The organism is Hyphomonas sp. UBA4494 (assembly GCF_002388935.1).
Lineage (GTDB): Bacteria > Pseudomonadota > Alphaproteobacteria > Caulobacterales > Hyphomonadaceae > Hyphomonas.
In genome coordinates this window covers 103,826-118,320 of sequence record NZ_DGNK01000017.1, presented here as the reverse complement: position 1 = coordinate 118,320, position 14,495 = coordinate 103,826, and the positions used below count along the sequence as shown (strand labels likewise).

Sequence of the window (14,495 nt, the reverse complement as noted above, 5' to 3'; positions counted from 1 at the left end):
TTACGCGCCTCCCTAAAACTGGAAGTAGATGAATTCTTCAGACGCTGTTCCGAAGAACACCGCCTGAATGACGAAGCCGATTACCAGCGCAACTCCCACGAGGCGTGCGCGCTGACCGCCCCGTTCCTTCGTTTGCGCGAATGCAACCGCAAGTCCGAGCAGAGAGAAACAGAACGCCTGCACCAGGCTGGTCCATTGGGCCGGATCGGAGAAGAGGGTCGAACCGGCAGGGGTCAAGGACGCATACTTCACGGGGAGCCCCAGCAGCGCGTTGAGATGAGGAGGCATATGGAATCCATTCATGCCGAGGAAACCGGCCAGAACATTGTTTGCCGCTTCCAAGTTTTCTGCGCGGAAATAGATCCATGCCACACAGACCGCAAAGAACGTGACAGCCCAGCCAAACACCCTGCCCGGCAGGCTTCCAACGGCGGCCTCAAGCCCGCTCCCCTTGATCACCGAGTTGAACAGATGGTTCACCGTCAGATATGCTCCGTGCAGCCCTCCCCAGATCACGAAAGTCCATGCCGCGCCATGCCAGAGACCGCCAAGCAGCATGGTTGTCATCAGGTTGATGTAACGCCGGACATTGCCGCGGCGATTACCGCCGAGAGGGATGTACAGATAGTCGCGCAGGAAGTCAGACAGAGTGATGTGCCACCGGCGCCAGAAATCGATAATACTGGATGCGCGATAAGGGGCAGCAAAGTTCTCAGGCATCTTCAAGCCTACCAGCAAGGCAAGCCCAATGGCGATGTCCGAATAGCCGGAAAAATCAAAATATATCTGTCCGGCAAATCCAAGCGTTGCCAACCAGGCCTCGATCAAAGTTAGTTGCGCACCCGCAGCAGCTTCACCGAACAGCTGGTTCACCGCAGGTGAAATGCCATCTGCCAGGACGGCCTTCTTGAACAGGCCGATGATGATAATTGCGAGCCCGCTTGCGAACATGGCGGCGGTGGGGCGTGCAAACAGCCTGGTCTTGAACTGGGGCACCAGATCCTTGTGATGAACGATCGGGCCCGCAATCAACTGCGGAAAGAATGATATGAACAGGGCATAGTCTACAAAGCTGTATTCTTCATCGAGCTTGCGTTTGTAGGCATCTACCAGGAACGCGATTTGCTGGAATGTGAAGAACGAAATTCCCAGCGGCAGGATGACCTTGAACACCGCGATATCGAAACCGAACAAGAACTCGATATTACTAATAAAGAAATTGAAATATTTGAAGACAAACAACAGGCCGAGATTGAACGTCACGCTGCAGATAAGCAAAAAGCGCCGCTGTCCAGACGGACGATCATGCGCGGAAAACGCCCTGCCCACGAAATAATTGACGATGATTGTTCCAAACAACAGGAACAGGTACCGCCACTCCCAATACCCGTAGAAAAACGCGGAAGACAGCAGCAGCCAAACCTTGACGGCATCCTTCTGTCCGGCACGTCCGAGCAGCAAAGCAACAACCAGCACGACCGGCAGAAAATAGGCGAGAAACGGGACAGAATTGAACAGCATAGCGCAGTGAGCCCTTTATGACGAGCGCAAGCCGCGCCGCTTCAGTAGTGGCGGGATTACTTCATGAAAGAATTGGCGCCATGACAACAGACGCAACTTTCTGAGTCGCGTTCCTGCCGATCCCTTGACTTGATCATGCTTGATTCCCAGCCCACGCGACGGCCGGTCGAATGTGGCCAAGTTCACATGGCCCACGCCCAGTTTCCATAGCTTGATGCTCAATGCATGCTCATTGAGTATGTTGCGCACCTTGTTCTTGAAGAGCGGAAAGGTTGTTTCGCTCAGGACATAGCCCCGTTTGTCTCCTCGTCGCCAGACCTTGGTCTGGTGCGTGTAGAGAAACTCCTGATAGTTCTGCGAAAGCGGAGCGCTCTCCCGAAACGGCTTTTCAGGACAATAGCGCGTGAATACTTCGTTTGCCGTCGAGAAACTGGTCACAGGATAAAGCTTCTCGAATACGGATCTGGGCACCATGAAGAAGGTCGTGCACAACCATTTCCGACAGGCCTGCCCGCCGATACGCATTGGCTGGGCCAGCGTATCGAGCGGATCCGGATTGACTCGAGAGAATGTATCTACCCATCCCAACACGGTTTTCTGTGCTGGCAGTTGGCGGATAATGTCGGCGTCGATCGCTTCCAGCGCCTCCAGCGGCTTCGAATTGGCCAGGGCATCATTGACCATCAATACGACGTCGAACGTTTCCGGCAGCCTCGCCCGAACTTCGCGCCAGCCGCGATCCCAGCCGGTAAACTCATGAGCTGTATTATCGCCGCCGACCGCAAAGGCGCGGCATGGCCAGCCCTCAGTCGATGCTGATTGCCACTCGCGTTGTTCATTCGCATTGTCGATCTCAACAACCGTGAACTCTATGCCTTCTCGCGCCTTGAAGAAATCTCCGAGAACCGCACGCACGCCTTTGGTTTTCTCGGGGTCGAATGTCAAGAACAGGACAAGTACCCTGAAGGCACGATCCCCTGCACCCTGCAGACGGTCGTCGTGGCTGGGCACACCATCAGCGCTCATTGAACAATACCGTGAACATACTCAACTATTCTTCGTCTCTTGAACTACCGCAGCAATCTGAGAGACGGAAATTGCCTCTTTCTCCCGAAGGCGGGCCAACACTTCCGGTAGCAGTTCCTGCGCTTGCGGTGAGAGCATGAGATGCTTGAGGAATCCTGGGTTACGCCGAATGGCCAGCGTAAGCGCTTTCCTGTTCTCGAACATCAGCTTCGCCATCGCCCGGTCTTCCAGAAGAAGAGAAAGATTGTGATGAGACAAAATTGCCTGACCGAACAGTTTCCTCAGGACAGGCACACGGCGAAATGTTCCAGCAAGCAAGCGGACGAAGTTCTGCTTGATCCTGTGCTTCAGCGACGGCGTACCGCTGCGCGCGACTGGCTTCCTGGTCGCTTGGTCGATAGCGACGAGCGTTTTGCGTGTTGCCTGCAACTCGTCTTCGGAGGTCACGTTCGCCTTGGGTGCATACTCGGCCTCGCGTCCGAGTAGATCGTCTATCAGGCGGACATAAGCATCAAAGCCCAAGCTGGAATAATCATGCTGCCGGATTTCGGACTGACGTGCAGGCAGATTGTCGAGCACATCGGAGATAATGGGCGCAAGCTCTTCTGGCTCGTCCATTGACGCATAAATCAGCTTGTCCCCGCTGACCTCTCTCAACACAGGAAGATCGTACACGACACACGGCACGCCACAATAGAGCGCCTCGACCGGTGGATACCCGAACCCCTCGAACCTCGACAGAAAGAGCATCAAATCTGCTTCGTATAGCAGTTTGAACTTCTCGACATCAGTCACACGATGCTGGAAGCGGACCTCCACATCGTGCTCTTCGCCCCATGTATGGTAAGCAGAAGCAACGGATTCATCCATCGTCGCTGTGCCGACAATAAATGTCAGCCGACATCCCGACAGGGCGGGTCCGGCATGATCGAGCAATTCCATGCCACCCTTGTATCCGAAAGCGCCGCCAAAACGCGTGATACAGATGACAGATCGGCGATCCTCGGACTTTACCGCAAGGGATTTGGCTTCTGCAGCGGCCAGGTCATTGATGGGTGGGTTGATGTGGTGAAAGCGGGCGCCTGTACCTGCAAAATACTCTTCCGCATGCGTCTCACCTTCCAGTGTCGACGCGAGAACCACATCCAAATGCGGCCCAATAGCCTTCCATGCGTCCCACGGCTTCTGGTTTGTGCCGTGCTCTGCCGTCTTCGCAATCCAGTTCGGGGTCTCGAAACTCAGCATTCCGAGCTTCGCCTTGTTTGCAACGGAAATGTCCAGCGCCCGCCGGAACACTTTCACTGGCGGATGCTTGTGCGGAATAATCCAGACAAAATCCCATGGCCCATCGGGCGTGTCCGAAAAATCCCGCGTCAGTCGCAACACAAACCGATCTCCGAAGTCGAAATCTTCGAAGTCGTCAATGAAGATCGGCGTATTGTTCGTCCAAAACGTGACCTGATGACCAAGCGCCGCAAACGCCTGTGCCATCATCCATGCATGGTAGCGCCCACCTGAATAGGCGCCTTGAGGCATGATGCTGCAAATAAGGATTTTCATGCCAGCCCCTGAACAAGCACGTGCGGACAAGCCTACTCTTCAGCCGACTTTTTCTTGCGCCGAAGCCAGATACTGGCCCCCTGGTTCTTCAGGCACAATGGCATGCGCTCCTCGAAGAACTCGCGGTGGAACCTCTGCATGAATGTATTCGTGTACACGATTTCGAAGTCGCTGTTGAATTCGAGAAACGCCCGAAGGAGATAGGTCTCCGTCCACCAGCGGCCCTGATACACCCAATGCTCGGGATATTCGAACGGATAGTGGATGTCGTGGAAATGGACGTACACCCCCTCATTGATGTGCGGGAGTATCTCGAAGAACATGTGGTTCACATCACTGCCCACGCGAGAGACGTGCGTCGAATCGACAAACAGAATGTCGTTTTCCTGCAGCGAGGTGAAGACTTCGATATCGACATCCTGAACCCGCTTTTCGATGATTTCACGGGTCTCGAGATCGGACGGACGCACCAGCGACTTCAACAATTGCGGATACGGTTCAACGAAACGGATATCGATATCACCATTGAAGAACGCGTCATTGGTATCGAGCATACAGCACGAGGAATACCCGGACCCGACCTCAACGATGCGCTTGGGTTTGACGCGACGCATCATGCTGTAAAGCGAGATGGCATCGGAGTAGGAGTAGCCCCCATTCAGGAAGCCGTAGCGCATCTTGTCAGAAGGCTCGTCGCCAAATGGAATATCGTCATAGAAGGACGCAAACTCTTCAAGCACGGCCAATTGCTTGTCTTCGTTCAGACCGATGCCCGGCAGGGTACGCCGATCACGATTGAAGATTCGCGCTTCGTCGGCCTTGATGTCTTCAATGTTGGCGACCGGAGAATAGAAATGCCCAAGTGCGCGCCATAGCGGGCTCTTCTCGTCATCGGCACCGACCTTGTTGATCTTGTCTTTCAACGAGCGGACTATCTTTTTCAATGCAGCATTTTCCTTCTGCAGCACTTCAAGTTCATCCTTGTTGTCTTGTACATCCGTCACTGGATTACCCCACTTGGTTCAAGCCTCAGGAACGTGCGCTTGCCATCATCTCGTCGAGCAGGATGGCAGCACTTTTTCCTATACGTGTCGTCTCATAGTCTTCGCGCGCTTTGCGGCGAGCAGCAATTGCAAAAGCTGCTTTTGCCGCGTCATTCGCCAGTATGCTTCGAACGGCGTCGGCCATGTCAGCTGCGCTGAAATCATCCAGCACAATCCCGGCATCATCCAGCACGAATTCGGCCGCGCCGCCTGAACCCTTGAAACAGATAATCGGCGCGCCAAACGCAGCCATTTCCATGACCGAGCGTGGAAAGGGGTCATCGCGCGATGTCATCAATCCAATTTCAAACAGTTTCAAATATGGATAGGGGTTCTTGCGCGCGCCCGGGAAGACGACCCGACCGGAAAATCCCGCATCTTCCACTTTCTTCAACATATCCTGCCGCATACCGCCATCACCGATCCAGACGAAGTAGACGGGCCGTCCCTTCGGTTCGGAACGCAGGACATCCAGGGCGGTATCGACGAAGTAATCGACCCCCTTCCGGCTATCGACTGACCCCAGACCGCCAATGATCACAGCATCTTCAGGCAGCGCGAGTTCCTTGCGCATCTCGCCGACGGTCAGATCTTCAGCCTTCTTGTCGAATACTTCCGGCTCCATGGAGCCGGGCACGATCCCGATGCGCTCATGTGCGATGGAGAATGTATCTTTCAGATAATTCCGAACAAATTCGGAAACGGCGAAATATTTGTAATCCGGCTGCTTGAACGCATTCAATTGGACCTGATTGTACAGCGCGATCGTCGTCCATAATTCCCGCACATGGATGAGCGTCGGTGCCTTGATGCCTAGCTTGGCCAGCAAGTCCCCGTTCACAGTCGTGTTGGAATACACAAGATCAGGCTTGAATTGACGCAGTTTCAGCCGCAGGCGCTGTTCATGTCGCCACTGGCGGAATTTTCGCCGCCGAACGTCTTCTGGCAGAGGCGGTCGTTTCGCCCCTTCCGGGCGCATATCGGCCGGATCCAAAAAATGCTGGTAGTAGACATGAGTTGGCGCGAGTTTTTCAAACTCACTGCGCAGCGGACCTTCCTTGCGCATCAGAATCTGGAATTCCCAGTCCCGATTGGCGGCAAAATGCTTCATCAGCGTAAGCAGGCTTATGGGCGCGCCACTCATCGTGCCGTGATGCGATATGAACAGGATGCGTTTCTTTTCGGTCATGTCTACTTTTTGAAAATGCTGTCAAAATCTGTTCGGGGAAATGCATCAAGGAAGCTGTTGACGCCGGCATTGTAGATTTCGCGGCCAGCCTGCTTGTAGGCGTCGGCGGCCACTTCATAAGCCTTGTCCTGAAGTGAGGTGTTTGGCACGCCGATCACGTCTCCGATCTGGTAATAATCGGGGTTCATGTGGCACTGCCGAACGAGTTCGTAGTTCTCCTTGGTCACCTCGATCTTGCCGGGTGGAAAATTCTTGGCCAGCGCACCATAACTGTGATCGACGCCAATCAGGTAGACCGGATTGCAGCCCAGATAGTAGGCCAGCTGCAACGCGATATAAGTGATGGTCGAGCCCAGATACACGATGTTGGAAAAGTCACGGGAGAACTGGATTCCCATTTCGTCGAAATAGTACGGGTCTCCCCGGCGCGCATTGAAAAACAGCGTGTTGTTGAAATTCTTGAAACAGTACGCGTTGTAGATCGCCGCCATTTTGGTCGGCCCCACAACATTGTGGATTTCCTTGCGGCGCAACTCGGTCTGCTCTGTATCTTCGAACAGGAGATATTTGGTGTGGAAGCCCCACTCGTCGAACATCTGGTAGATGCCATTGGCCCCTAACGTGATCTGGTCTCGCAGCGGCGTCAGGTCCATTTCCTTCAGGCTCGGACCATTCCCGATAATGAATCCCGGCTTGCCCTGGTGCTTGTTGCGCATGTGGCGCAGCGTCGTCTGGAATCCCGGCCGGCGATAAAACCCGAACTTGCCAGCGCCGTTACGGCCCGGCTTGATCTGGTCAAAGAAATTCATGCGCGCCCGCACGAGACGCAAATAGCCAGCGGCCTTTTCCTTTTCAGGAAACCTGTTGGTCCAAACAATCATCTAGGGCGTCCCTAACTTCTACTATGTTCCCTGCAACAGGGAACCTTCACTTGCGTACATGAATCGATCTTTGAAATGCGGATTCAGTCCCGCCCCCCAATTATACCTAATACTTCCGGATGGTATTTGAGAGCTCTGCAAGCGACGATCATACGATTCACAGCACACGGCACCGAGTATCTCACCCTGCGTCGGGCACGTTAGTGGCGCCTGCTCCGACTTGCGAACCAGTTTTGCGAAACCCGATATACGCAACTGTGGCCACCTCTACCTTGGATCAACGCCCCCAAACCTGTCTGAGGTCAGAGCCCATTCCGGCCAGCGTTAAGGCGTGTCACTGAGTTAATCAAGTACGCCTCCCAGCAGCCCAGAAATTCGCTCAAAGGTGACAATTTTTGACCAGATACTCAGGAGCCAAAGGGACCCGCAACGGCAATTCCAGTTCACAAGCAGGCGAGCCTGCACCGCCCCTGCATTGCCGCCAGGAACCAATCGGGGTAGACGAGCGTGAAGCCGAAGTGAGAAGCGGGACGACAGGATGAGTGCCTTCGAAAAGGTCGAACACACTGCGCCGCCACCGGCCTCCCCCCGCAGTGTCGGATACACATTCGCAGCCGTTTCCGCGATCGCGGCCGTCCTGCTGCGCAACCATGTTCAGCTATCATTGGCCCTCGCGGGCGCAGCCCTGTTGTTTGCGCTCGTCGCCTTCGTCGCGCCGCGTTGGCTAAAGGGACTCGCATATTTGTGGGGCTTGCTCGCACTGGGTCTGGCCAAGATCGTCAACCCCTTTGTGATGGGCATCATGTACTACGGCTTCATTACGCCCTACGGCCTGCTCTTGCGTATGGGGCGCGATCCATTGCGCATTCACAAGAGGCCCCAAACCGGCTCATACTGGTGCGAATCGACGGATCCTCAGGACCGGGCCGCAATGGAGAGACAGTTCTGAGATGAAAGAGATTCTGAAAGAGCTGGCGTTATACTTCTCGCAGCGCAGGAAATTCTGGTTGTTGCCTGTATTCCTGTTCGTTTTGCTGATTGGCGGGGCGCTGGTGTTTGCACAAGGCTCACCATTAGCCCCGTTCATCTACTCCCTGTTCTAAGTGATGCCGACTTATATCCTGGGCATTTCAGCCTACTTCCATGACAGCGCGGCCGTTCTGCTGTGTGACGGCAAGATCGTCGCAGCCGCCCAGGAAGAACGTTTCACCCGGGTCAAACATGATGCAGGCTTTCCGGCAAAAGCGACGCGCTATTGTCTCGACGAAGCGGGCATCGAGCTCAGCGACGTGCAACACATCGCCTATTTCGAGAAACCGCTGCTCAAGTTTGAGCGCCTGATCGAGACCTACCTGACCAGCGCCCCGCGCGGTCGCAAGACATTTGCGATCGCCATGCCGAGCTGGATCAAGGGAAAGCTCTTCCAGAAGTCGAACATGGCAAAAATCTTCCGGGATGATTTCAATGATCCTGATGCGGGCAACCGCATGGTGTTTGCCCAGCATCATGACAGTCACTCGGCATCGGCATTTTATCCCTCGCCTTTCGACGAAGCGATTGTCCTGACAATGGACGGGGTCGGCGAATGGGCCACCACGTCGGTCTCTGTCGGCAGAGGCAAGGAATTACGGCGCATTCGGGAGATCCGCTTCCCGCACTCACTGGGCCTGCTCTATTCCGCGATCACGGGGTATCTCGGTTTCAAGGTCAATTCCGGCGAGTACAAGGTTATGGGGCTCGCACCGTATGGCGAGCCGCGATTTGCAGACCTCATGGAAGAGAAGCTGATCTCCATCGCCGATGATGGCAGCTTCTGGCTGGACATGCGCTATTTCGACTATGTCACCGGCCTACGAATGACCAACAAGGCTTTCCATGACCTGTTTGGTGAGCCTGCGCGCACGTCTGAGAGCCAGCTGACGCAGTTCCACTTCGACATGGCTGCGTCGATCCAGAAAGTGACAGAGAATGTGATGCTGCGCATGACTCGCGCGCTACACGCTGAGTTCGCCATCGACAATCTGTGCATGGCCGGCGGCGTCGCCCTCAATTGTGTTGCCAATGGCAAAATCCTGCGGGATGGCCACTTCAAGAATGTCTGGGTCCAGCCCGCAGCCGGTGATGCTGGCGGCGCGCTCGGCGCGGCCTTGCTGGCCCATCATCGCTATCTGGACACCGATCGCCTCCCAACGGGTGACGGCGATGCCATGAGCGGCGCCTATCTCGGCCCGGACTATTCGCAGGAAGATATCAACGCAGCCTTGACCTCAGCCGGCGCTGTATTCGAGGTCGTGGACGAGGACACGATGATCCAAACCACCGCCAAAGCGCTGGATAGCGGTATGGCAATTGGCTGGTTTCAGGGGCGTATGGAATTTGGCCCTCGCGCATTGGGCGGCCGGTCGATCATTGCCGACCCACGAAATCCGGAAACCCAGCGCAACCTGAACTTGAAGATCAAGTTTCGCGAAAGTTTCCGCCCCTTTGCCCCGTCCGTACTGGCCGAAGATGCAGCAGACTATTTCGACCTGAACAGCGACAGTCCATACATGCTGCTCGTCGCGGATGTTGTCGATCGACTGCGCGTACAGCCTGAATCAGACAGTTCCTCCAAAGAGGGCATCGATCGCGTGAACGACATCCGCTCGACGCTCCCGGCAATAACCCATCTTGATTATTCCGCGCGCGTGCAAACGGTGCATGCCGAGACGAACCCGCTCTACCACAAGCTGCTCAGCGCGTTTAAGCAGAGGACCGGCTGCGCAGTTGTTGTGAACACCAGTTTCAATGTTCGCGGGGAGCCCATTGTGGAATCTCCTGGCGACGCATTCCGCTGCCTGATGGGAACGGAGATGGATCTACTGGTCTGCGGCCGCGCCATACTGCGCAAGTCGGATCAGGATCCTGCCCTCGTGCTTGACTATAAGAACGCTTTCGATCTCGATTGACACGATCACCAAAGACAACACTGAGCGGTGCCTGAGACATGAACGAACAACCACTTTCGGAAACACCGCATAACGTTGTCTTGAGCCGTCAGGCAAAGATCGTGCTCAGTATCCTCACAATCTTGGCAACGCTGATTCTGTTGTTGGCCACCGACCTGATGGCGAGAGCGTATCTGGGCGCAAAGGGTGCACCTCAATACTCACTGGTCTGGCAGTCTTCCGACAAGCAGGGCAAAAAGGAAACCGTCGTAGACCGTCGGTTGTCGCAGGGACTGAATGTACTCGACCCGCAACTTGGATATGCGCGGCCAGCGGGCGGCCCTACGTCTGAGCCCGCTTGGCGCCGGCCCGGTTTCCGGACATCAGGCGACGAGACGAGTGGCGCTGCGCTGCGCTTGGTTGTGCTCGGTGGCAGTACGAGCGATCCCTACTATGAGAGCGATTGGGGGGCCTGGAGCGAAACCCTTTTCACGCGCCTCAATGAAGGCCCGACAGGACCTGCGGTCGTCTACAATGGCGCGGTATCCGGATACTCGACCAATCAGGAACTGCTAAAGCTTATTCGCGATGTCCCGGCGCTTGCGCCAGATGTTGTGGTCTCACTTAGCGGCGTCAATGATCTGAACTTCTCACACAGCCTGCGCGAGCACCCCATGGTCAGCCCCTATCAGCTCGTGATGCTCAGAACACTCGCCGGCAAAGGACACCAACCGCCACGCTTCATGCCGAACCTAGTGGCCGCCATGAGATCAGGCGGCGAGAAAGACACTCAGCTCACCGTGACAGCAGGTTCTAGCTACGAAATGACAGATGCAGAAATGTGGCGCCGCAACGTCGAGCTGATGAATGCAGCCAGCGCGCAAATGGGCGCACGCTTCCATGTATTCCTGCAGCCAGCCATGGGAATCGAACCAGGTTACATACCGACAGATTCGGAAGCTGAACTTTACGCCGCAATGCTCAGCTCGAAACCTGACTACGCTGAAAAAGCGGCAGTCTTTTACACGGCAGCACGCCGCCATTGCGAAGAACTTGCCTACTGCACGGACATCAGCGACGTATTTGCGGGAAAAACAGGACTCTACCACGATCCCCGCCACCCCAACCATCAGGGAAACAAGCTGATTGGCGATACGGTATTCGAAACACTTTTTGCGCTGGATTCTTCACCGGCACTTGCCGAGTCCGCCCTAGGCCAGACACCAGAACAATAGCTCTGGTATCTGAATTTTTTGCCGATCAATTCGGCGGATACTCGGCCTTGCCGATGATCATGTCGATAACGGCCATCATCCAGAACTGGTGAACCGTCTCGACGATATTGTAGGCGTGACTGTCGGCCCAGAGGTTTACATCTCCGAGTTTGCGAAGCGGGTTTTCCGGGTTCATTGCGGAACACGTCGTAACGGAAATCCCCATTTTGCGAGCCTGCTCGACAGCATTGAGAATGTTCTTTGAGCCACCGGACGAGCTGATCGCAACCAGCGTATCTTCTGGTTTGCCCTGAATGCGCAAAGCGTGGGCAATCCAGTTCTCAAATCCGTAATCATTGGAGAGACAGGTGATTTGAGCGCCATCATTGAAACATGCCGCCGGAATGTGGCCGTTCTTGCCAAGATCAATCGCGAGATGCGATGCAATTCCCGCAGACCCACCATTGCCGATGAAGATCACCTTGCCACCGGCGTTTTTCGACCGGACCCACAGGTCTCGCACCTGCCCCAATTGCTCGAATACCGCGTCATTGGGGCGCGCGAAGGTTTCCAATCTGCCGAAATAGTCGTTCAGGAACTGGGTATCTGCAGCCACGATAGTCTCACTTTCAATCTGTAAGTTGCGCCCCCAGAAGAGGTCAGGGCTCGTCCGGGCCAGCGATAGGCCGTGTCCCTCAAATTATCAAGTATGATGGCCGACTGCCACAGCGCTTGAACACTTCAATCACCAGCGGCGCCTGAACACACGCAGCCGCCTGACCTGCTAGCAGATTGAAACGGGGATCGGAGGCGTCTAGCGTGCAGGTGCTTTCGCCCTGACCGATTCGCCAAAAGATCGCTTTGAGTTCATGTGTATTATTCCTGATCATGAACAGCCCTTATCCATGATCATGCGCCGCTATCTCGCCGATCTCACAAGCCCACCTGTTCTTCTCAGTACCAAAGTGGTCGCCCAATGATCAGCTGGTCCCGCCACTTTCCCAAATGGAAGTACCCACTGGGGTATCTGCGCCTGCGCGATGCCCGCCAGCGTTATTTTGACCGTATCGGCCTGAAACGGGATGCACGCGGTCTTCGCATTGGCATCGTGCCGGGTGACGAGCGCAAGCTGGCGGCACTGAAGAATTCGGGCAAGGGCCGCCGCGCCTTCGTGCTGGGCAATGGCCCCAGCCTTCGCAATATGGACCTTTCCGCGCTGAAGAACGAAATCACGATCGCCTCAAACGGTGCCTACAAGGCGTTTCAGGAATGGGGCTTTACCCCGGACTACCTGTTATTCGAGGACATTGAGCAAACCGAAATTCGTGGTCAGGATATTCGAAACATATATGGTCCGCTGAAGATTGCCGCCATCTACAATGCGCATGGGATCGCACGCCCCTGGAACGACCTCCTGTTCATGAATGCGCGGCTTGCCGACGAAGCCTATTGGACGGATCCCGGCATTCAGTTTTCGCGTGACTTTTCTCATTCGGTCTACCTTGGATCCACAATCAGCTACATTGCGCTCCAGCTCGCCTACCATCTTGGCTGCGATCCGGTTTATCTGATCGGCGTAGACATGGACTATGGACCGCTGGCTGAACAATTCCCGCCGGGTAAGATCCACGTGTCGGAAGAGAATATCGATCTGGTGAATCAGGCGCATTTCACGAAAGACTACTACCAGGTCGGGGATGTCATCGGCATACCAAATTTCGACCTGCAAAATCAGGCCTTTGGCGTTGCGCGCACGGCATTTGAAGACGCAGGGCGCCGCATATACAATGCGGGTATCGGGGGAAAGCTGGACGTGTTCGACAGAGTCGACTTTCACTCACTGTTCCCTGACAAGTCATAGCCATGCGCATTCTCATGATTTCCCATGCTGCCGATCGTACCGGCGCCCCGATCAGTGCGCTGCAATTGGCACGGGAGATGATATCGCTGGGCCATGAGTTGACGATCATCCTGCGGCGCGATGGCGAGTTGGGCGGGGCCTATCGCGAAACGGCCCCAACCCATATCTGGCGCGATTCACCGCAATTCGACCTGTCCGACGGATTGAGCACAGCCCTGCGATTCGACCCACTTATGGCAATAAAATGCGTGCGCTCGCCGGACAGACCCTATTGTCTCGGACGGCAAGATCGGCAGCGCACCGCAAGACTCCGACAGGAGATCCGGAACTGGAAGCCCGACATCATCTACGCAAATACAACGCATTGCGGCGATGTCGTTGACGAGCTTGATCTCGACACCCCAATCGTCACGCACGTGCGTGAAATGGGGCCGACAATCCGCGCGCTTGATGCGCGGCGTCTCAAGAGCACGATGAACAAGACGGACATGTTTCTGTGCGCGTCCCGCAGCGTCATGAGGGACTTGTCGCAGGACTTCTCCGTGCCGGACGCAAAACTGCGGGTCGAACCTCCGGCCGTTAAAATAACCCCGAAGCAAATGGCCGTCGCTGATGCAGCGCGTGGCGACGTGAATGACGACCTGAAACTGGGCGAGCCGGACACACTCATTATTGGCGCTGGAAGCCTGATCCCTCGCAAGGGACCCGACCTGTTCGTTGAGGCTGCCAAAACAGCCCTCGACAGGCATGACGGCGCTGGCCGGCTGGTCTTTGCATGGCTCGGCGATGGCGAGATGATGCAAAACCTCAAACACACCGTCCATGAGGCTGGCATTGAATCAGATGTGCTGTTTCCAGGCGTCAAAACTCGCCCATATGCTTACTTTCGCAGAGCGTCCGCCGTGCTGATAACTTCGCGCGAAGACCCCTATCCGCGCGTCGCCATCGAGGCCGGCATGCTTGGGGTGCCTGTGCTGGCCTTTGCGGATGGGGGCGGCGCTGCTGACCTTGTGCGGAATTATGAAGCCGGACATCTCATTGCCGACTTCGACGCAAAGGCAATGGGCCGCGACGTCAGCGCCCTGGTGACGGCCAGCAGGGCCGTTGATGAGAACTTGTCAAAGCGCGTATCGCGGGGGCATAACCCGTCAGCAAGTGCGTCACGGATCGTGGCGCTGTTTGAATCTGTGGCGGGCACAGCCCATCAGACGGAACCACACAAAAAGGCCACAAAACCTTGAATTCTATTTTATTTTTCATGTTTGACCGCCTT

The 14,495-nt window shown here is 55.6% G+C and carries 13 protein-coding genes; 6 read left to right on the top strand and 7 right to left on the bottom strand.

All coding sequences use genetic code 11. The features are described from left to right. Positions 1-12: 12 nt before the first annotated feature. Genes B2P82_RS06700 through B2P82_RS06675 form a run of 6 tightly spaced genes read right to left on the bottom strand, consistent with a single transcriptional unit; the run spans position 13 to position 7,220 of the window. Complete coding sequence (locus tag B2P82_RS06700) at positions 13-1,521, bottom strand: MBOAT family O-acyltransferase (RefSeq protein WP_290495960.1); 1,509 nt, start codon at positions 1,519-1,521, stop codon at positions 13-15. A 15-nt stretch (positions 1,522-1,536) separates the two neighbouring features. Next, positions 1,537-2,547, bottom strand: coding sequence for a hypothetical protein (locus tag B2P82_RS06695; RefSeq protein WP_290495959.1), 1,011 nt, complete (start codon positions 2,545-2,547; stop codon positions 1,537-1,539). A 21-nt stretch (positions 2,548-2,568) separates the two neighbouring features. Next, a complete protein-coding gene (locus B2P82_RS06690) occupies positions 2,569-4,107 on the bottom strand; it encodes a glycosyltransferase (RefSeq protein WP_290495958.1) in 1,539 nt (512 codons plus the stop codon). A 32-nt stretch (positions 4,108-4,139) separates the two neighbouring features. Next, a complete protein-coding gene (locus B2P82_RS06685; RefSeq protein WP_290485047.1) occupies positions 4,140-5,111 on the bottom strand; it encodes a class I SAM-dependent methyltransferase in 972 nt (323 codons plus the stop codon). A 25-nt stretch (positions 5,112-5,136) separates the two neighbouring features. After that, positions 5,137-6,339: a glycosyltransferase gene (locus B2P82_RS06680; RefSeq protein WP_290495957.1), complete on the bottom strand. Its 1,203-nt coding sequence runs from the start codon at positions 6,337-6,339 to the stop codon at positions 5,137-5,139. A 2-nt stretch (positions 6,340-6,341) separates the two neighbouring features. Continuing rightward, on the bottom strand, positions 6,342-7,220 hold the full coding sequence (locus B2P82_RS06675) for a 6-hydroxymethylpterin diphosphokinase MptE-like protein (RefSeq protein WP_290495955.1): 879 nt from the start codon (positions 7,218-7,220) through the stop codon (positions 6,342-6,344). Between the two features lie 538 nt (positions 7,221-7,758). On the opposite strand from B2P82_RS06675, the gene B2P82_RS06670 reads away from it, so the two are divergent. From B2P82_RS06670 to B2P82_RS06655, 4 genes are read left to right on the top strand one after another with little or no spacing between them, the layout of a single operon-like run. After that, positions 7,759-8,169: a hypothetical protein gene (locus B2P82_RS06670; RefSeq protein ID WP_290495953.1), complete on the top strand. Its 411-nt coding sequence runs from the start codon at positions 7,759-7,761 to the stop codon at positions 8,167-8,169. A gap of 1 nt (position 8,170) precedes the next feature. Beyond that, positions 8,171-8,323 (top strand): DUF5989 family protein, encoded by a 153-nt coding sequence (locus B2P82_RS06665; RefSeq protein ID WP_198019707.1) that lies wholly within the window; start codon positions 8,171-8,173, stop codon positions 8,321-8,323. Positions 8,324-8,326: 3 nt separating this feature from the next. Then, complete coding sequence (locus B2P82_RS06660; protein WP_290495952.1) at positions 8,327-10,168, top strand: carbamoyltransferase family protein; 1,842 nt, start codon at positions 8,327-8,329, stop codon at positions 10,166-10,168. A gap of 38 nt (positions 10,169-10,206) precedes the next feature. Next, positions 10,207-11,382: an SGNH/GDSL hydrolase family protein gene (locus B2P82_RS06655; RefSeq protein ID WP_290495950.1), complete on the top strand. Its 1,176-nt coding sequence runs from the start codon at positions 10,207-10,209 to the stop codon at positions 11,380-11,382. A gap of 25 nt (positions 11,383-11,407) precedes the next feature. Here the strand turns inward: B2P82_RS06655 and B2P82_RS06650 are convergent, their stop codons facing one another. Then, positions 11,408-11,977: an SIS domain-containing protein gene (locus B2P82_RS06650; protein ID WP_198019706.1), complete on the bottom strand. Its 570-nt coding sequence runs from the start codon at positions 11,975-11,977 to the stop codon at positions 11,408-11,410. A 360-nt stretch (positions 11,978-12,337) separates the two neighbouring features. Between B2P82_RS06650 and B2P82_RS06645 the strand changes: the two genes are divergently transcribed. Both B2P82_RS06645 and B2P82_RS06640 read left to right on the top strand, forming a co-directional pair. Next, positions 12,338-13,222, top strand: a complete 885-nt coding sequence (locus B2P82_RS06645) for a 6-hydroxymethylpterin diphosphokinase MptE-like protein (RefSeq protein WP_290495948.1) — start codon at positions 12,338-12,340, stop codon at positions 13,220-13,222. Between the two features lie 2 nt (positions 13,223-13,224). Then, positions 13,225-14,463: a glycosyltransferase gene (locus B2P82_RS06640; RefSeq protein ID WP_290495946.1), complete on the top strand. Its 1,239-nt coding sequence runs from the start codon at positions 13,225-13,227 to the stop codon at positions 14,461-14,463. Positions 14,464-14,495: the final 32 nt, after the last annotated feature.